Here is a 17077-nt window from a genome sequence, read left to right on the forward strand (position 1 = left end):
GATGACCCACCTGTAGCGTTACAGACATGCCCGAACGCCCGATTGCCCTGGTCACCGGAGCCTCACGAGGCATCGGGGCCGCGGTCGCGCGTGAGCTGTCCCACACTCATGACCTGTTGTTGGGCGGCCGCGACACCGACGCCGTACAAGCCTTGATCGACGAACTCCCCGGCGACGCCCGCCAGTGGCCGGTCGAACTCACCGACCACGCCGCCCTGGCCGACGCCGCCGCCGACATCGACCGGATCGACGTCCTGGTGCACTCCGCCGGACTGGTCGAGCTCGGTCACGTCGCCGACGCCACCGGCGACTCCTGGCGGCGCACCTTCGAGGTCAACCTCTTCGCCGTCACCGAACTCACCCGGCTGCTGCTGCCGCAGCTGCGCGCCTCGCAGGGCCACGTCGTGCTGGTCAACTCCGGCGCGGGCCTGTCGGCCAAGCCCAACTGGGGCGCCTACGCGGCGAGCAAGTTCGCGCTGCGCGCGTTCGCCGACGTTCTGCGCGCCGAGGAATCCGCCCACCGCGTGCGCGTGACCTCGGTGTTCCCCGGGCGGACCGCGACCGACATGCAGCGCTCGGTCCGCGAGCAGGAAGGCGGGGCCTTCGAGGCCGACCGCTACCTGCGTCCCGAGTCCGTGGCCAAGCCGATCGTCTCGGCCGTCAACGCCACTCCGGACTCGCACCTCACCGAGATCGTGGTCCGCCCGGCGGCCTGATCACCACTCCTCCGAGCCCCGGACCTGCGCTGGTCCGGGGCTCCGTCGTGCTCAGCCCCGCACGTGCTGGGCCGCGGTGCGGGCGGCGGCTTGGACGGTCCGCCGGTCGACGCGGGTGGGCTCGCGGTCGGTGAGGACGGCCTCACCCGCCACCCACACGTCGCGCACGCTGCGCGAACCGGCCGCCCACACGACGTTGGACAGCACCTGCTCGTCGGGCGCCTCCAAACCCGTTGCGAACGCCGGGTTGTCGACGTCGAGGTGCACGATGTCGGCCCAGCGGCCCGGTTCCAGCGCACCGATGTCGTCGCGGTGCAGCGCCTCCGCGCCGCCGCGGGTCGCGGCCAGCAGGGCCGCCCGCGCGCTCAGCGCCGTGGCGTCGCCGGTGACGGTCCGCGCGAACAGGCCCGCGAGCTGCACCTCTTCCCACAGGTCGAGGTCGTCGTTGCTGGACGGGCCGTCGGTGCCCAGGCCCACCGGGATGCCGGCACCCAGCAGCTCGACCAGCCGCGCGGTGCCGGAGGCGAGCTTGGCGTTGGAACCGGGGCAGTGCGCCACACCGACGCCGCGCCGCGCGAACAGCTCGATGTCCTCGTCGCTGAGGTGCACGGAGTGCGCCGCGATGAGGCGCCCGTCGAGCAGGCCGAGCTTGTCGAGCATGGCGGGCACCGAGCCGTACTCAGCGCGCTGGACGGTGTCCTCGCCGAGGGTTTCGGCGACGTGGGTGTGCACCAGCGCCCCGCGCTGCTGGGCGGACTCGCCGATGGTCTGCAGTGCTTCCGGGGGCAGCAGGTAGGCCGAGTGGGGCCCGTAGGCCAGCTCGATGCGCTCGCCGGGACCGAAGCGCAGGCCCTCGGCGTCGATCCACCGTTCGACGCCCTCGACCGCGCCGCGCCAGCCGCCCAGCGCGTCCAGCGCGGGGGTGTCGATGACGGCGGAGGCGAGGACGGCGCGGGAACCGACCGCCAGAGTCGCTTCGACCATCGACTCGGCGATGAAGTACATCTCCGCGCTGGTGGTGATCCCGGCACGCAGCATCTCCACGCAGCCCAGCTCCATGCCGGCGCGCACGTCGGAGGGGCGCAGCCGGGCCTCGGCCGGGAAGATCACCTCGTGCAGCCAGCGCAGCAGCGGCAGGTCGGCGCCCATGCCGCGCAGCAGGGTCATCGGGCTGTGGGCGTGCGCGTTGATGAGGCCGGGCAGCAGGATTCCGCCGCATTCGCGGACGACGACGTCGTTGGACCGATCCGGTGCGCCCTGGCGGGGACCGCAGTAGCTGATGCGGCCGGTGTCGTCGACGTCGACCACCGCGTCGCGGATGACCGAGCAGGTCGGGTCGCAGGGCAGTGCCATCGGTGCGTGCAGGCGGAGTGCGGTCGGCATGACCGCATTCTGCCGCACCGCTGATCACCGCCGAGGGCTCCGACGGTCGGCCGGAAGACCTACGCGCGCTGGCCGATCGGTTGATCTGCGGGCCCGCGATCCTGGCCTGCTCGCCGATACCGGTTCCGGCGTGGTTCGCGGAACCTGGTTGCAGGCCGCAACGAGGTTCCGCCCCTAGGGGCTGCTCCCCGATGGGCCGACCGAATGATCAGGGAAAACATCCCCGGCTGGCCGATCCGCGCAGGCCCCTGCACCAGCCACGCTGTGGGATGACCGAATCGGGGAGGTTGACCATGTTCGAGACGACGATGACCGCGATCGCCGCGTCCGTCGCGATGATCGCGCTGCTGGCGATGGCGTTGAGCTCCGTGCTGCCGGACCTGCTGGAGAACTACGGCGGCCGGAACCGCAAGCGCCGGGGGAGCTCCGGGTTCACTCCTGGGTCGGGTCCGTGCCCAGACACCGGCGGCTCATCCGGGACAGAACGTCGTAGCGGGGGCGATTTCGCCCTGCTGGGGCCCGGTCCTGCTCCGGCACCGGTTCCCGGCGTGCGGTTACCCGCGCCTCCGGCTCTGGTGGATCGGCCGCTCCGCTCGTGGCTCGCCGGGCCGCGCTCGTGCTCACCGTGAACGCCGGTGTGGAGCGGCTGGGGCGGGGCCCCGAGCGCAGCCGTTCGAGCCGGTGCAGCGCCTCGCTGTGGTGATCGGTGATGGTCACGCGCGCGGCGTCGAAGGAGTGCAGCACGGCACGGTTGATCTCCACGACCGCCCGGTCCCGCCACAGGCTGCGCTCGGTGGAGGTGTCCATGCCGAGCCGTTCGGCGACCTCCCTGGCCAGGCCGTAGGCGCTGTCGTCGGCCAGGGCGCGGGTGCCGATCTCGGTGCCCACGAACCAGGTGTTGAACGGCGCGGCCGGGTACCGGATGCCACCGATGTCCAGCTGCATGCCGCTGATCAGCGGGACGCTGTGCCAGCGCAGCCCGAGCTCGCCGAACCAGCGGTAGTCGGGGTGCTCGAGCGGCACCTCCTGCACGACGTCGCGCGGCACCGGGACGAACGTGACGTCCTCGTGCTCGGTCTCCACGACCAGAGGCAGGTGGTCGAAGCGGGTGCGCGGCGCGGGTGGTTTCCAGCCGAGCCGCTGCACCTGCTCGGTGAAGCCCTGGTAGCGGGCGTCGCCGAGGACGCCGCCGTCGGCCAGGGCGTACCCGGCGTAGCGCACCACCTGCTCGTTCCAGATCCGCGGACCGGAGGAGTCGGGTTCGTCCGGGGCGAAGACGGTGACCAGGGGCTCGATCCGGCCGGCGTTGGTGGCCAGCCGCAGGTGCTCGAAGCACTCGCTGGCGATGGCCGAGGCGTTGCGCAGTCCGCGCAGGTCGCGCACCTCGAGGCGGTGCCAGGGCAGGCCGCTGGTGCACCAGCCGCTGTCGCGCAGCGCGACGCGGGCGCCGTAGGTCAGCTCCGCCGTGGTGTGCCGGTAGGTCCCGGTCTCGGTGATGCTGCGCCGCACTTCGGCGAGCCGGTCGCGCAGCGAGCCGGCCTCGGGGTGGGCGGAGTGGAAGGAGCGCAGGAAGCTCTCGGCGTCCGTGAGCGACGCCTGGCTCGGGGTGAGTTCCTCGCGAACAACAGTCACGCTGCGAGAACGTAGTCGCCAGGAGCGCTGCCTGGGCAGCCCTCAGCTGATCACTTTTCGGTGATGTCGAAGCGTCACGGCCGCGTGATCCGGCGACGCGTTGTCACTAGTGTCGACCCACTTGAGGGAAACCTTGATCGGCCATCCGAGTGAACATCAAGGATGCGCGGAAGTCGCACCTCCAGGTGGGACCCCACCGGCACCGCCGCAGGCTCTGAGCGGCTGTGCACCGGCCGCACGCCAGGAGCGGCGCACGGACCCACCGAGCCGCTGCGCTTCCCCCTCCAGGGACTCCTGCCACCGCGACCGAAGAACTAGACCCGCTCGTAGATGAGGTCTCTGATCTCGCGCCCTTCTTCGTGCGCGCGGTTCTCGAACTTGGTGACCGGTCGCCACTCGGGGCGCGGAGCCCAGCCCCCCTCCTCGTCGGCGAAGCGGTTGCGCAGCTGCGGCTCGGCCTCGCAGACCTCGCGCATCTGCTCGGCGTAGTTCTCCCAGTCGGTGGCCAGGTGCAGCACCCCGCCGGGGCGGAGCCGCGAGGCGATGAGCGCGATCGACTCCGCCTGGACCAGGCGGCGCTTGTGGTGGCGCTTCTTCGGCCACGGGTCCGGGAAGTAGATCCGCACCTCGTCCAGCGCTCCCGGCTCCAGGTGTTCGCGCAGCAGCACCACGGCGTCACCGCGCAGCAGCCGGAGGTGGGAGACCTCGAGCTTCTCGGCGCGCAGCATGAGCTGGGCGAGACCGGGCTTGTAGACCTCGACAGCCAGGTAGTTGACGTCCGGCTCGGCGGCGACCAGCTGAGCGGTCGTCTCGCCCATGCCCGACCCGATCTCCAGCACCACGGGTGCACGGCGGCCGAACCAGGATTCGAGGTCCAGCGGCCCCTCGGGGAGCGCGGTGACTTCGGCGCCGAGTTCGTCCCAGTGGCGGTCCCAGGCGCGCTGCTGCCCGACGGTCATCCGCTCGCCTCGCTGGACGTAGCTGACGACGGTGCGGCGGAAGGGAACCTGCTGGTCAGAGGAATTCACGAGGAAGAATTATCGCAAACCGGCCGCAGGCCCCACCCACCGCGTGCAGCCCAGGCCTGCTCAGCGGTGCGATGGCGAGGCCGGGGCGCGCCTCCGGCCGCCCTGCGCCGCCGAGCAGCGAGCGCTGCGGGTCAGGGACGCCAGGACTCGACCTGCGGGAGCAGGGAGAGCAGCGAGGCCGTGCTGGTGGGGATCGGGAGGGGTTCCTCGTCGCGGTAGGCGGGGACCACGTTGAGCCAGCCCTCGTGCTCGTCGGTGAGGACCACGGTGGTGGGCATCGTCACCGAGCCGCAGTCGGAGGGGGCGTACTCCCAGTACCCGGCCTCGCTGATGTCGGCCCAGGGCACGAAGACCCAGCCGGGCCGGGAGGAGAGGACGGTGTGCGCCTCGTCCTCGATCGCGAAGGCCTCCGCGCGGGAGGAGAGGTCGCCGCGGTCCAGCGCGCGCAACCACCACGGAGCGGGCAGCCGGCGCTGGGCGCCGTTGAGCTTGCGGTAGAGCCCCAGGACCTGGTTCTCGGAAGCGGTGTGGATCCAACTGCGGCGGAGCGACGCGGGTGTCGCGGCTTCGGTGGGGGTCGGGTGGGACTCGGTCGCCAGCGACCACTCGAGTCGGGGGACCGGTTCCAGCTGAACGTCGTTGCCGTCGTGGTTGGCGCGAACGCCTCCGCTGCGGGGTACTTCGATCAGTGCACGCTCTTGTGAAGACAGCATGTCGCCCACTCCTCTGGTGTGGAGAAAGACGCGAGCCGAACTACTTGCCCACGACCAGCGCATGCCCCCAAGCGGCGCTGGTTGTGGGACATCTCTTACTTATGCCTTACCACAGCCAAAACGACGAATGGGACCTCCGTGTAAAATGTGATCGCAATCACAGGATCCTCCGTGAGGTTGGCCTGCAGGCGGTCGGCTCGACACGACGAGCCGTGGCGGATGGAGTGGAGACGTGTCGGAGATGAACATCGATGGTGGAGTGGTCGTGGGCGTCGACACCTCCGCCGCCTCCCTCCGCGCCCTGAAGGCCGCGGCCGAGGAGGCCGAGTGCCGCGGTGCGCCGCTGCACGTGGTGCGCGCTTGGAGCATCCGCACCGCACCCCGCCCGGCCGACTGCCCGCCGAACGCGGTCCCCAGCATCGACGCCTTCCAGCAGGAGGTCGAGCGGGAGACGGCCAAGCTGGTCGCCGCCAAGCTGGGCGAGAACCCGAAGGTCAAGATCGAGATCCACGCGGTCCACTCCCCGTCGCCGCAAGCTCTGCTCGCCGCCTCCCGAGGAGCGGACCTGCTGGTGGTCGGCCACCGCGGTCGAGGGGGGTTCGCCGGCCTCATGCTCGGCTCGGTGGCCGAGCAGTGCGTGCGGCACGCCTCCTGCCCGGTCCTGGTGGTGCGGCCCTCGCTCTGACAGAGCAGCCCTGCACCCGGTTGCGGTCGCGGGAAGTCTCGCTGGACGTGGTGGCGTCCATCCTGGAACGACAGCGAGCGGCGAAGAACGACGGGGAGGAAGCACAGGGCCCGGGCCATCCCCCGAATGACAGCCCGGGCCCTCCCCCGTCCCGACCGCCGGCGCCCCCGAGCGCTACTGCAGTCGGTCGTCTTCGGTTGTGCTCCAGCGGTCTCGGACCTCGGCGTGGTTCTCCGCTGACCCACCGCGTCTGAGGTGACCCGGTGCGATCGGCGACCGCTCGATCTTGCCGCCGATCCTATCGGTCGGCGTGATCAGGCTTACGGCCGGGCTCGGTAACGTTGTGCGATCCGGGGCCCAGCTGCGGATTCCCCGCTTCGATCAAGGTTTCCGGTTCCAAGATCAAATCCGCTGGTCAGGCATCGCGCCGGTGGGTCACCACGAGTCCGACCACCCAGACACCCACGGTGACGGCTCCGAAGTAGGCGAGCGCGCCCCACGGGCCGAGGGGCATGTCCAGGGACATGGGGCCACCGCCGGAGAGGAAGTGGTCGGCCATCACGAAGGGCATCCACCGCTGGGCGTCCGGACCGATCTCCGGCACCAGCGCGATGAGGTTCTCCACCAGCAGCGACCACAGCAGCAGCACGGTGACCGCTCCTGCGGTCTGCCGCAGCAACATGCCGACGCCGACCGCGAGGATCGCGGAGAAGGCGAACACCGGCCCCACACCGGCGATCTGGCGCCACTCGTCCGCGGTGGTGATCGCCAGGTCCGAGCTGGGCTGCAGGGCGCTGGAGATGCCCCAGGACCCGAACGCCGCGAGCTCACCGATGATCAGCGCGACGACCGCGACGACGGCGGTCTTCGCCAGCAGCACCGCGGTTCGGTTGGGCACCGCTTGGAAGGTCGCGCGGATGGTGCCGAAGCGGTACTCGGTGGTGATCGCCAGCGCGGCGAGCACGAGCGTCACCATCAGCCCGAACTGGTAGCCGAACTGCGTGGTGCGCAACGAGATCCCGTCGGAGTAACCCGCGATGAGCCCGGTGAAGCCGATCGGCAGGGCCAGCGCGAGGAACAGGCACCACCACGGGGAGCGGGTGGAGAAGAGCTTCATCCGCTCGACGGCGAGCAGGGTCATCGGGCCACCCCCTGGGCGGTCAGCTCGGTCGCCTCGCCGAGCGCGGTCTGGTACTCGACGGCGTCACTGGTCATCTGCATGAACGCGTCCTCCAGCGAGCCGCGCTGCGCGGAGAGCTCGTGCAACACGATCCGGTGCTGCGCGGCGATCTCACCGATCTGCTCGGTGGTGGCGCCGTCGACGACGAGGCGGTCGTCCGCAGTGGAGCGGATGGTGATCTCCTGCTCCTCGAGCAGCCGCTGCAGCTGCGGCACCTCGGGGGAGCGCACGAGCACCGAGCTGCTTCCGGCGTTGTCGACGAACTCGGCGGTGCTGCACTGCGCGATGAGCTTGCCGCGACCGATGACGACGAGTTCCTCCGCGGTGAGCGCCATTTCGGACAGCAGGTGGCTGGAGACGAAGACCGTGCGGCCCTCGGCGGCCAAGCCCTGCATGAACCGGCGGATCCAGTGGATGCCCTCGGGGTCCAGGCCGTTGACGGGCTCGTCGAACAGCAGCACCTCCGGGTCGCCCAGCAAGGCTGTGGCGATGCCGAGGCGCTGCGACATGCCGAGCGAGAACCCGCCGGCCCTGCGCCGGGCCACCTCGGTGAGGCCGACCTGCTCCAGGACTTCGTCGACCCGCTGCATCCCGATCCCGTTGGACCGCGCCATCCACCGCAGGTGCGCGCGGGCGGAGCGGTTCGGGTGGACCCACTTGGCGTCGAGCAGCGCGCCGACGGTGCGCAGCGGGTTCTTCAGCTCGCTGTAGCGCTTGCCGTTGATGCGGACCTCACCCGCGGTGGGGTTGTCGAGCCCGAGCATCATCCGCATCGTGGTGGACTTGCCCGCGCCGTTGGGGCCGAGGAACCCGGTGACGTGCCCGGGCTTGACGGTGAACGACAGGTCGTCCACCGCGACCTTCTGGCCGTAGCGCTTGGTGAGGCCTCTCGCCTCGATCATTGATCACTCCTGTTGCTGGACGCGGAGCCGTGCCGGTAGTGAACCGGTCCCGAGGATGACGCACCTCGGGGTTGCCCCTGAAGGTCACCCCGGTCCTGCCCTGATCTCCACTGTGGACCGGTCAGTCGAAGAGGCGGTCGAGCTCGGCGGCCAGGCCGTCCTCGGCGACGGTGCCGAGGGTGGCGTCGGCGGTGGCGCGCAGTTCCAGCGGTGCCTGACCCATCGCGACGCCCCGGGCCGCCCACTTCAGCATCTCGAAGTCGTTGGTGCCGTCGCCTGCGGCGAAAGTGCGCTCCGCGCTGATGCCGAGTTCGGTGCGCAGCTTCTCCAGGGCCGCGCCCTTCGTCTGGCCCTCGGGGACGACGGTCGCCCACGGCTCGTAGGTGTCGACGCTGAGCGTGCAGTGCGGCAACCGCAGACCGGCGAGCGTCTCGGCGAGCTCGGCCGGGTCGTGCCCGGTCCACTCGGCGATCAGCCGGGGCACCGGCCGGGCGGCCAGCTCGTCGACGGGGGTGCGCCGCTGCGGCCCGTGCAGCTTCTCCGGGTCGAAGGGTGCGGAGACGAGGTTGCCGACGCCGACGGCCTCGGCGGCGAAGATGCAGCCGGGCAGGTGCTCGCGGAGCGTCCGCAGCACGGGGGCCGCGTTGAACGAGGCCACCGACACGGGCTCGCGCTGCGCCACGTCGACCAGCACCGCCCCGTTGGAGCACAGCGCGAAGCCACTGGTCAGCGAGAGTTCGTCGAGCACCGGGGTGGTACCCAGGAAGGTGCGTCCGGTGGCCACGACGAGCTGCGCGCCGGACTCCACCACTCGCCGCACCGCGGCCTTGACCGCGTCGGAGATGGTCTGGGTGTCCGGGTCGAGCAGGGTTCCGTCGACGTCCAGTGCGACGAGTTCGGGCTTGCTGTCAACGCTCACCAGCGCAGGTTAGGGCCTGTCCGGATCGCTCCGCTCCGAGGCGCCGGTCACAGGGGGCGCAGCGCTCCACCTCCTGACCGCACCCGGACGGGAGTCCTCTGTGGAGCGGGCCCGGAGGGCGGTGGGGGCGTGGCAGGATGGGGTCGGCGGATCACCGGAAGTCCGGAATGTCCAACTCCACCGAGAGGGCACCTTGAACACCGCACCCGAGCAGCACTGGGCAGGCCCGCTGTCGGCCGCCGTGGCCCGGTTGTGCGCAGGGCTGCAACCGCAGGTGACCGAACGGACCGCCGAGGGCTTCGCCGAGGTCCTGCGCAGGCTCGGCGCCCCGCTGCAGGTCGCCGTGGCCGGGCGGATCAAGTCGGGCAAGTCCACGCTGGTCAACGCCCTGATCGGGCGGCGGGTCGCTCCCACCGACGTCGGCGAGTGCACCCGGCTGGTGACCCGCTTCCAGTACGGCACGGTCGACCGGGTCGAGGTGGTCTTCCACGACGGCCGCAAGCAAGCCGTGCCCTTCGACCCCGGCGGCGGCGTCCCCGCCGACCTGGGCGTGGACGTCGACGAGGTCTCCCACCTGGAGGCCTACCTGACCAACGCGGTGCTGCGCGACCTCACGGTGATCGACACCCCGGGCCTGGGTTCGCTGGACGCCGCCTCGGTCGCGCGCACCGAGCAGGCGCTGGGCACCCAGCAGCTCGACCCCGTCTCCCGCGAGGCGGTGATCGGGGCGGAGGCCGTGCTCTACGTGGTCACCCAGGGCGTGCGGGCCGACGACGAGCAGGCGCTGACCGCCTTCACCGCCGCGACCGCCAGCCGCGAAGCGGGCCCGGTGAACGCGATCGCGGTGCTGAACAAGGCCGACATGATCGAGCCCGACACGGTCGAGGGCGCTGGCGAGGACCTCTGGAAGGCCGCCGAGATCCTGGCCGCCAAGCAGTCGGACCTGCTCAAGCCGAGGGTCGCCGACGTGCTGCCGGTGATCGGGCTGCTCGCCGAGACCGCCGAGACCGGAGGTTTCACGGCCGGCGACGCCGAAGCGCTGCGGTCGCTGGCCGAGCTCGACGAGTCGACGCGGGAGACGCTGCTGCTGTCCGCGGACCTGTTCACCAGCTGGGAGTGCGACGTCCCCGCAGGCACCCGCACGCGCCTGCTGGAGCGGATGGACCTGCACGGCGTGCGCTGCGCGCTGGAGGCGCTGGACTCCGACCCGACCATCGCCGCCGGCGACCTGCGGCGACGCATCCGCGACGCGTCCGGACTGGCGTCGGTGCTGGACCGGCTGGACTCGGTGTTCCGGGTGCGGGCCGACGGGATCAAGGCCGCGGCCGCGCTCGCGTCGATCACCGCGCTCGCGCACTCCTCCGGGGACCGCGACGAGCGGCGGAAGGTGCACGACGCGATCGAGGGCCTGCTGGCCAAGCCCGAGGCCCACCAGCTGCGCGTCCTGGAGGCGTTGACGCTGGTGGCGTCCGGAACGGTGGAGATGCCACCGGACTTGGCCGATGAGGTCATGCGGGTCGGGAGCAGCACCGACCCGGGCGAGCAGCTGGGCAGGCCCGGGGTGCCGCAGGCGGAGCTGGTCGAGCTCGCGCTGGAGCGCGCCGGCTGGTGGCGCTCCTTCTCCTCGTTCGGTGCCACACCCGCGCAGAGCAGGGTCGCGCACGTGGTGCACCGGGCCTACTTCCTGATCTGGCAGCAACTGCGAACCAGGTGATCACCGTGCGGAGCTGGAGGCGGTCGAAGAAGTCACCCGAAAGCGGAACCGCACCCCTTCCGGATTCGTCAGTGGTGAGCGAGGCCGGTGACCCGGCCACCGACGCTGACGCCGATCAGGGGACCGACATGACCGCCGTGACCAGCGAAACCGTCACCGACCCGCTCGAGCGAGCGCTGACCGACCGCGCCGCGCTGATCCAGCTGTGCCTCTACGCCGTGGACCGGGCCCGCAGCGCCGGGGTGGCGGAACGCCTCGCCGAAGGCCTCACCGACATCGGCGTCATCCCGCTGCGGCCCGACGGCCAGCGCTTCGACCCGGCCTTCCACGAAGCGGGCGGCACCGTGCCCACCGACGACCCCGCGCTCGACGGCGTCATCGCCGAAACGGAACTACCGGGTTTCACCGATCACGACCGCGTCCTCCGGGCTCCGGTCGTCACCGTCTACCAGCTGCGCCGATGACCTCCACCCGGGTGGTCGTCCCGCTCGCGCGCCTACAACGCGCCTGCGGGAGCGGGTACCTTCTCGGGGGACCGACGGAGGGGAAGGCATGACGACGGCACCTGGTGTTGCTGCCGCTGCGCTTCCGCAGCAGGTCAAGCAGACCCGGGACAAGCTGCTCGCGTTCTTGCGGGAGGCCGACCCGTCGGCCTTCGACTGGGTCGAGCAGGTGCGCCGCAGCCGCCCCGCCACGCCCAGCGTGGTGGTCGTCGGCGAGACCAACCGCGGCAAGAGCTCCCTGGTCAACGCGCTGGTGGAGCACCCGGGGCTGTCCCCCGTGGACGCCGAGGTCGCCACCGCCACCTACCTGCAGTTCGAGCACGGCGAGCAGTGGGCGGCACGCGCCTGCTACCCGGGTCAGCACGACCCGGTGCCCTTCGACCTCGACGCACTGCCGAACTGGACCAGCGCCGGCCGGGAACTGCCCGAAGGGCAGCTGCCACCGCGCTACGTGCAGGTCACCGCACCGCTGGACCCGCTGGCCGAGCTGACCGTCGTCGACACCCCCGGCGTCGGCGGGCTCGAGGCGGTGCACGGCGAGCTCGCCCGCGAGGCCGCCACCTCCGCCACCGCGCTGCTGTTCGTCGTCGACGCCTCCTCCCCGTTCACCCGCGGCGAGCTGGAGTTCCTGAAGCAGGTCGGCGACCGCGTGGAGACCGTGGTGTTCGCGCTGGCCAAGACCGATCAGCACCGGGGCTGGCGGCAGGTGCTGTCCGAGGACCGCGCACTGCTCGCCGAGCACGCGCCCCGGTTCGCCGAAGTCCCGATCTACCCGGTCTCGGCGCGGATGCACCTGCTCGCCGCGCAGGACCCGGCCTCCGCCAACGCCGGGTTGCTGCGTGAGAAGTCCGGCGTCGTCGAGCTGCGCGAGGAGCTGGAGCGGCTGATCGCCGGCCGGTCGGCGATGCTCGGCGAGGCCAACACGATGCGCGCGCTGTCCACGGTCCTGGGGGAGCTGACCGCGGAACTGGAGGCGGAGAAGCGGGCGCTGACCGTCGGTGAGGACGAGGCCGAGTCGCTGCGCGCCCGCCGCGACGAGCTGACCACCGCGCGCCGCTCCTCGACCCGCGGCTGGCAGGTCAAGCTGCGCGGCGAGATCCAGCGCACCCGGGTGGAGACCAGCCACGACGTGTCGCGGCAGGTCCGCGACGTGCAGAACTGGTTCCGCCGGTCCATCGACGGGGCCGACCGCGAGGAGATCAACGACCTGCCCCGCCAGGTCGACATCGCGCTGCAGATGGTCTCCACGCGGATCGCCGCCACGCTCTCGTCGCGGCTGGCGGCCGTCGCCGAACAGGCGCTCGACGACCTCTTCTCCGCCGAGGAGCTCGACGTCATCCGCTCCCAGTTCGCCCGGGGTGTGCAGGCGCCGATCGCGCTGCGCCCGCCGGACAAGCGACCGCCCACCGCCGAGGACAAGCTGCTGGTGTTCATGGGCGTCTCCGGCGGCCTCGGGGTCGGTCGCGCCGCCGCGATGCCGCTCGCGGGGTTGGGCGCGGCCACGCTGAACCCGGTCGTGCTGCCGGTGACGATCGTGCTCGGGCTGGGCGCGGGCTGGTGGATGGCCCGCACCCGCAAGCACGCCGCCGACAAGCAGCACCTCAAGCAGTGGCTCACCGACGCCATCGCCGACGCCCGCTCCGCGCTGGACCAGCTCGTCGCCGAGCAGCTGATCGAGGCCGAGCAGCAGCTGTCTCTGGCCCTCGACGACGCCCTGACCAGGCGGATCGAGGCGATCGAGGGCGAGCTTCGCGATGTCGACAAAGCGCTGAAGATGGACGCCGCCGAGCGCAGCCGCCGCCTGCAGACCGTCGACCGCAGGCGGGCCGAGGCCACCTCCGGCCGGGAACGGGCCGAGCACCTCCTCGCCGGCATCCGCAACCTCCGGGACACCGTCGCCTGATCCACGCCGGCTGATCCCTCCTCCGAGTGGTCTTGCCGACGTCGTCGTTCCCCGGAACGGGGGTTCCGAGGCCGGTGATCTGGGGCGGAGCGCGGTCCGGACTTCGATCGGTGGTTCCGAGGGGGAACCTGAGGGCTCTACGCTTCGTCCAAGCGTGGAAGCTGAAGGCGGCGGAGGGTGCCGACGTGTACATCGAGGAGACCGGCGCGGGAGACGGCGACATCAAGGTCACCATCGACGGCGAGGAGTACACCGCCGAGGCCAACTACGACCTCGACGGTGACGGGCTGGACGAGACGGTCGCGGTGATGACCGACGAGGGTTTCGTCGCCTACATCGACGAGGACGCCGACGGTCAGGCCGACCTGGTGCAGACGATCACCCGCGACGGCCAGGTCCTCGACCAGACCCGGTTCCACGAGGACTCCGGCGAGTGGACCCCCGAGGCGCCGCAGCAGCACCCCGGCGGCACCGGCGAACCCCGCCCGGACGACGCCGAGCAGATGGTGATCGACACCCCGCAGGGAGACGTGCAGGTGGGGCCGGCGACCGAGGACAGCAACTCCGACGGCGTGGCCGACACCGCGGTCGTGCAGTCCGAGAACGGCAACACCGTGCTGGTCACCGACGTGGACGGGGACGGTTCCGCGGACCAGGTGGTCGAGATCAACCAGACCGGCGGCGTGACCATCTCGCACCACACCGGCGACGGGCAGTGGACCGTCGTCGAGCAGGGCCAGATCGGCGATGGAGGTCAGTACGCGCCGAACCAGGCGGCCTCCGCGACCGACGACGCGACCTGGACCTTCGACGAGCCCGAGCTGCAGCCCACCTCCCCGGTCGCCGAGGCCGGTCCCGCGGGCCGCTGCGTCGGAGAACCGGCGACCTCCGCGGACGACGACTCCTGGGTGTGACCCGGGGTCGAAGGAAATTCGACAGAATGTGATTCCAACACCCACTCGTGGTCTGGATTCTCAGGCCATCGAGCGGTTTTCATCTTCGCCCAATCCGCGCGGCAACCGCCGTTCGGCGGCTCTCCGCTGGGTACCGGACGTCCGAGCACCTGTCCGCTTCGCCGGAAAATCTGGCACCCCGAGCGGGCCCCGCCACGAGATTTCCGCGAGGGGCGGAGAAGAAATGTGAACTGAATCGATTCCCTTATCGTTCCTGTGAGAGAAGCGACAACGCTGATCTTCTTCGGGCGGCTCATTCCCCGTTAGCCTCGATGCATCCCTTTTCCACTTCGCCCGGCTCTCCGGGCCGGGCGAAGCTTTCCCTGCAAACGCCGGCGGGGGCGCTCCCGTCGGCGACCGATCCGGGCTGTGGCGCCCAGTCAGGAGACACGTCGCGATGACCGCATTGACCATCCCCGGTCTCGACCAGGCCCCGACCAAGCACGAGCGCCTGTTGTCGTGGGTGCGTGAGGTCGCGGAGCTGACCACACCCGATCGCGTGGTGTGGTGTGACGGTTCGCAGGACGAGTGGACGCGCATGACGGACCGCCTCGTCGAGGCCGGCACCTTCAAGCGTCTCGACAAGAAGGAGAACTCGTTCTACGCGGCGTCGGACCCGTCCGACGTGGCGCGCGTCGAGGAGCGGACCTACATCTGCTCCCGCGAAGAGAAGGACGCCGGGGTCACCAACAACTGGATGGACCCGGCCAAGATGAAGGCCACCATGACCGAGCTCTACCGGGGCTGCATGCGTGGTCGCACGATGTACGTCATCCCGTTCTGCATGGGCCCGCTGGACGCCGACCCGCCGCGCCTGGGCGTGGAGATCACCGACTCCGAGTACGTCGTGGTCTCGATGCACATCATGACCCGGATGGGCGCGAAGGTCCTGGAGCGCCTGGGCACCGATGCGGACTTCGTCCCCGCGCTGCACTCGGTGGGTGCGCCGCTGGAGCCCGGCCAGGAGGACGTGCCGTGGCCGTGCAACGACACGAAGTACATCACCCACTTCCCGGAGGAGCGGCTGATCTGGAGCTACGGCTCCGGCTACGGCGGCAACGCCCTGCTGGGCAAGAAGTGCTACTCGCTGCGCATCGCCTCCGCGATGGCGCGCGACGAGGGCTGGCTCGCCGAGCACATGCTGATCCTCAAGCTCATCTCGCCGGAGAACAAGGTCCACTACGTGGCCGCCGCGTTCCCGTCGGCCTGCGGCAAGACCAACCTGGCGATGCTCGAGCCGACCATCCCGGGCTGGAAGGTCGAGACCCTCGGCGACGACATCGCCTGGATGCGCTTCGGTGAGGACGGTCGCCTGTACGCGGTGAACCCGGAGGCCGGCTTCTTCGGTGTCGCCCCGGGCACCAACTGGAAGACCAACCCGAACGCGATGCGCACCATCGACAAGGGCAACTCGCTGTTCACCAACGTCGCGCTGACCGACGACGGCGACGTCTGGTGGGAGGAGATGGAGGGCGACCCGCAGCACCTCACCGACTGGAAGGGCAACGACTGGACGCCCGAGTCGGACGTGAAGGCCGCCCACCCGAACTCCCGCTACTGCACGCCGATGTCGCAGTGCCCGATCCTGGCGCCCGAGTGGGACGACCCGAACGGCGTGCCGATCTCGGCGATCCTGTTCGGCGGCCGTCGCAAGACCACGATCCCGCTGGTCAACGAGGCCTTCGACTGGCAGCACGGCGTCTTCATGGGCGCCACCCTGTCCTCGGAGAAGACCGCAGCCGCGGCCGGCAAGGTCGGCGAGGTCCGCCGCGACCCGATGGCCATGCTGCCGTTCATCGGCTACAACGTCGGCGACTACTTCCAGCACTGGGTGAACGTCGGCAAGGAGGCGGACGCCTCGAAGCTGCCGAAGATCTTCTACGTGAACTGGTTCCGCCGCGACGAGTCCGGCAAGAAGATCGTGTGGCCGGGCTTCGGCGAGAACTCGCGCGTGCTCAAGTGGATCATCGAGCGGCTCGAGGGCAACGCCGCCGCCGAGGACACCGCGATCGGCCGGGTTCCCACTGCCGACCAGATCGACCTGTCCGGCCTGGACACCCCGGTCGAGGACGTCGAGACCGCGCTGAACGTCGACGTCGACGAGTGGAAGGAAGAGCTGCCGCTGATCGAGGAGTGGTTCGACACCATCGGTGACGCGCTGCCCACCTCGATGCGCGACGAGCTCGAAGCCCTCAAGCAGCGCCTGGGCTGAGACCTGGGCGGGTGAGCGTCCGGAACGTCGTGGGAAGCTCCGGGCCTCCACCCGTCCGACGCGGACGGTGATCGTGCGCGTACCTGGAAGCGGCGCCTCCCCCAAGGGGAGGCGCCGCTTTCGCGTTCCCGCCCCGACGGGGTCGTTCGACGACCGCCAGCAACCGACCGGGCACCCCGCGCGTCCTGTGGACGTCCGCTTCGCGAAGAGGACGAGGCGGCAGCCGGACCGAAGGGGTGTGTCCGATGGCTGATCTGGCGATGCTGGCGTTGTCCCTCGTCGTGACCGCAGCGGTGCTGCTGGTGCCGCGCGGCGCGGCAGCTCGCTCCGAGGAGAGGACCGGAGCTGCGCACGACAGCACCGGCAGGACCCGCACGTCCTGAACCGGCCCGCGCTCCGCTCCCTCCCGGGGAAGCGGAGCGCGGACGGGCTCACTGTTCTGATGATGCGGCGGGACCGCGTTGTCGTCCACCACCTGGGGCGCTGGCCCCGCCGCGGGTTCTGAGCGCCTTCGTGGCGAGTACGCCGGGACGCCGCCCATGGGCCGTGCATCAGGAGCGGCGCACGGAGTCCACGGAGGCGCTGCGCTCTCCCGCCCGGGTTTCCGCCACCCGCACCGCCAAGCGGAGCGGGT

Annotated in this window: 15 protein-coding genes; 8 read left to right on the plus strand and 7 right to left on the minus strand. The window is 70.9% G+C overall.

The window, feature by feature from the left end; all coding sequences use genetic code 11:
* Positions 1-26: 26 nt before the first annotated feature.
* Positions 27-716 (plus strand): SDR family oxidoreductase, encoded by a 690-nt coding sequence (locus tag EIL87_RS21990; protein WP_125092489.1) that lies wholly within the window; start codon positions 27-29, stop codon positions 714-716.
* Positions 717-767: 51 nt separating this feature from the next.
* Here EIL87_RS21990 and EIL87_RS21995 read toward each other — a convergent pair whose 3' ends face one another.
* From EIL87_RS21995 to EIL87_RS22010, 4 genes are all read right to left on the minus strand, one after another.
* The gene (locus EIL87_RS21995) at positions 768-2099 is read right to left on the minus strand and encodes an amidohydrolase family protein (protein ID WP_125092490.1); all 1332 of its coding nucleotides are present in this window, start codon (positions 2097-2099) and stop codon (positions 768-770) included.
* 432 nt (positions 2100-2531) lie between these two features.
* On the minus strand, positions 2532-3731 hold the full coding sequence (locus tag EIL87_RS22000) for a nitric oxide synthase oxygenase (RefSeq protein ID WP_125092491.1): 1200 nt from the start codon (positions 3729-3731) through the stop codon (positions 2532-2534).
* A gap of 314 nt (positions 3732-4045) precedes the next feature.
* A complete protein-coding gene (gene trmB, locus EIL87_RS22005) occupies positions 4046-4759 on the minus strand; it encodes a tRNA (guanosine(46)-N7)-methyltransferase TrmB (protein WP_125092492.1) in 714 nt (237 codons plus the stop codon).
* A gap of 131 nt (positions 4760-4890) precedes the next feature.
* The gene (locus EIL87_RS22010) at positions 4891-5472 is read right to left on the minus strand and encodes a hypothetical protein (RefSeq protein ID WP_125092493.1); all 582 of its coding nucleotides are present in this window, start codon (positions 5470-5472) and stop codon (positions 4891-4893) included.
* Between the two features lie 241 nt (positions 5473-5713).
* On the opposite strand from EIL87_RS22010, the gene EIL87_RS22015 reads away from it, so the two are divergent.
* Positions 5714-6157, plus strand: coding sequence for a universal stress protein (locus EIL87_RS22015; protein ID WP_125092494.1), 444 nt, complete (start codon positions 5714-5716; stop codon positions 6155-6157).
* Positions 6158-6572: 415 nt separating this feature from the next.
* Here EIL87_RS22015 and EIL87_RS22020 read toward each other — a convergent pair whose 3' ends face one another.
* The 3 genes from EIL87_RS22020 to EIL87_RS22030 form a co-directional block, all read right to left on the minus strand.
* Entirely contained in the window at positions 6573-7298 is a 726-nt protein-coding gene (locus EIL87_RS22020) for a hypothetical protein (RefSeq protein ID WP_125092495.1), read from the minus strand.
* Entirely contained in the window at positions 7295-8239 is a 945-nt protein-coding gene (locus tag EIL87_RS22025; RefSeq protein ID WP_125092496.1) for an ABC transporter ATP-binding protein, read from the minus strand. Before EIL87_RS22025 ends, EIL87_RS22020 begins: the two co-directional genes overlap by 4 nt.
* 121 nt (positions 8240-8360) lie before the next feature.
* Complete coding sequence (locus tag EIL87_RS22030) at positions 8361-9158, minus strand: HAD family hydrolase (protein WP_125092497.1); 798 nt, start codon at positions 9156-9158, stop codon at positions 8361-8363.
* A gap of 193 nt (positions 9159-9351) precedes the next feature.
* On the opposite strand from EIL87_RS22030, the gene EIL87_RS22035 reads away from it, so the two are divergent.
* The 6 genes from EIL87_RS22035 (at position 9352) to EIL87_RS26910 (ending at position 16826) form a co-directional block, all read left to right on the plus strand.
* Entirely contained in the window at positions 9352-10872 is a 1521-nt protein-coding gene (locus EIL87_RS22035; RefSeq protein ID WP_125092498.1) for a dynamin family protein, read from the plus strand.
* A gap of 128 nt (positions 10873-11000) precedes the next feature.
* Entirely contained in the window at positions 11001-11336 is a 336-nt protein-coding gene (locus EIL87_RS22040; protein ID WP_125092659.1) for a nucleotide exchange factor GrpE, read from the plus strand.
* A gap of 88 nt (positions 11337-11424) precedes the next feature.
* Positions 11425-13278 carry a dynamin family protein gene (locus EIL87_RS22045; RefSeq protein WP_125092499.1) on the plus strand — a complete coding sequence of 618 codons (1854 nt, stop codon included), beginning with the start codon at positions 11425-11427 and terminating at the stop codon, positions 13276-13278.
* 185 nt (positions 13279-13463) lie between these two features.
* Positions 13464-14192, plus strand: a complete 729-nt coding sequence (locus EIL87_RS22050) for a DUF6802 family protein (RefSeq protein ID WP_199740555.1) — start codon at positions 13464-13466, stop codon at positions 14190-14192.
* 436 nt (positions 14193-14628) lie between these two features.
* Positions 14629-16443: a phosphoenolpyruvate carboxykinase (GTP) gene (locus tag EIL87_RS22055; protein ID WP_125092500.1), complete on the plus strand. Its 1815-nt coding sequence runs from the start codon at positions 14629-14631 to the stop codon at positions 16441-16443.
* Between the two features lie 245 nt (positions 16444-16688).
* Positions 16689-16826 carry a hypothetical protein gene (locus tag EIL87_RS26910; protein ID WP_158628686.1) on the plus strand — a complete coding sequence of 46 codons (138 nt, stop codon included), beginning with the start codon at positions 16689-16691 and terminating at the stop codon, positions 16824-16826.
* Positions 16827-17077: the final 251 nt, after the last annotated feature.

Origin of the sequence: Saccharopolyspora rhizosphaerae (genome assembly GCF_003931915.1) — a bacterium.
Lineage (GTDB): Bacteria > Actinomycetota > Actinomycetes > Mycobacteriales > Pseudonocardiaceae > Saccharopolyspora > Saccharopolyspora rhizosphaerae.

Bases quoted from the DNA above. Each gene is read 5' to 3' on its own strand.
- EIL87_RS22040 (WP_125092659.1), top strand. From the start codon at position 11,001: ATGACCGCCGTGACCAGCGAAACCGTCACCGACCCGCTCGAGCGAGCG.
- EIL87_RS22020 (WP_125092495.1), bottom strand. From the start codon at position 7,298: ATGACCCTGCTCGCCGTCGAGCGGATGAAGCTCTTCTCCACCCGCTCC.
- EIL87_RS22025 (WP_125092496.1), bottom strand. From the start codon at position 8,239: ATGATCGAGGCGAGAGGCCTCACCAAGCGCTACGGCCAGAAGGTCGCG.
- EIL87_RS21995 (WP_125092490.1), bottom strand. From the start codon at position 2,099: ATGCCGACCGCACTCCGCCTGCACGCACCGATGGCACTGCCCTGCGAC.
- EIL87_RS26910 (WP_158628686.1), top strand. From the start codon at position 16,689: ATGGCTGATCTGGCGATGCTGGCGTTGTCCCTCGTCGTGACCGCAGCG.
- EIL87_RS22010 (WP_125092493.1), bottom strand. From the start codon at position 5,472: ATGCTGTCTTCACAAGAGCGTGCACTGATCGAAGTACCCCGCAGCGGA.
- EIL87_RS22055 (WP_125092500.1), top strand. From the start codon at position 14,629: ATGACCGCATTGACCATCCCCGGTCTCGACCAGGCCCCGACCAAGCAC.
- EIL87_RS22045 (WP_125092499.1), top strand. From the start codon at position 11,425: ATGACGACGGCACCTGGTGTTGCTGCCGCTGCGCTTCCGCAGCAGGTC.
- EIL87_RS21990 (WP_125092489.1), top strand. From the start codon at position 27: ATGCCCGAACGCCCGATTGCCCTGGTCACCGGAGCCTCACGAGGCATC.
- EIL87_RS22015 (WP_125092494.1), top strand. From the start codon at position 5,714: ATGAACATCGATGGTGGAGTGGTCGTGGGCGTCGACACCTCCGCCGCC.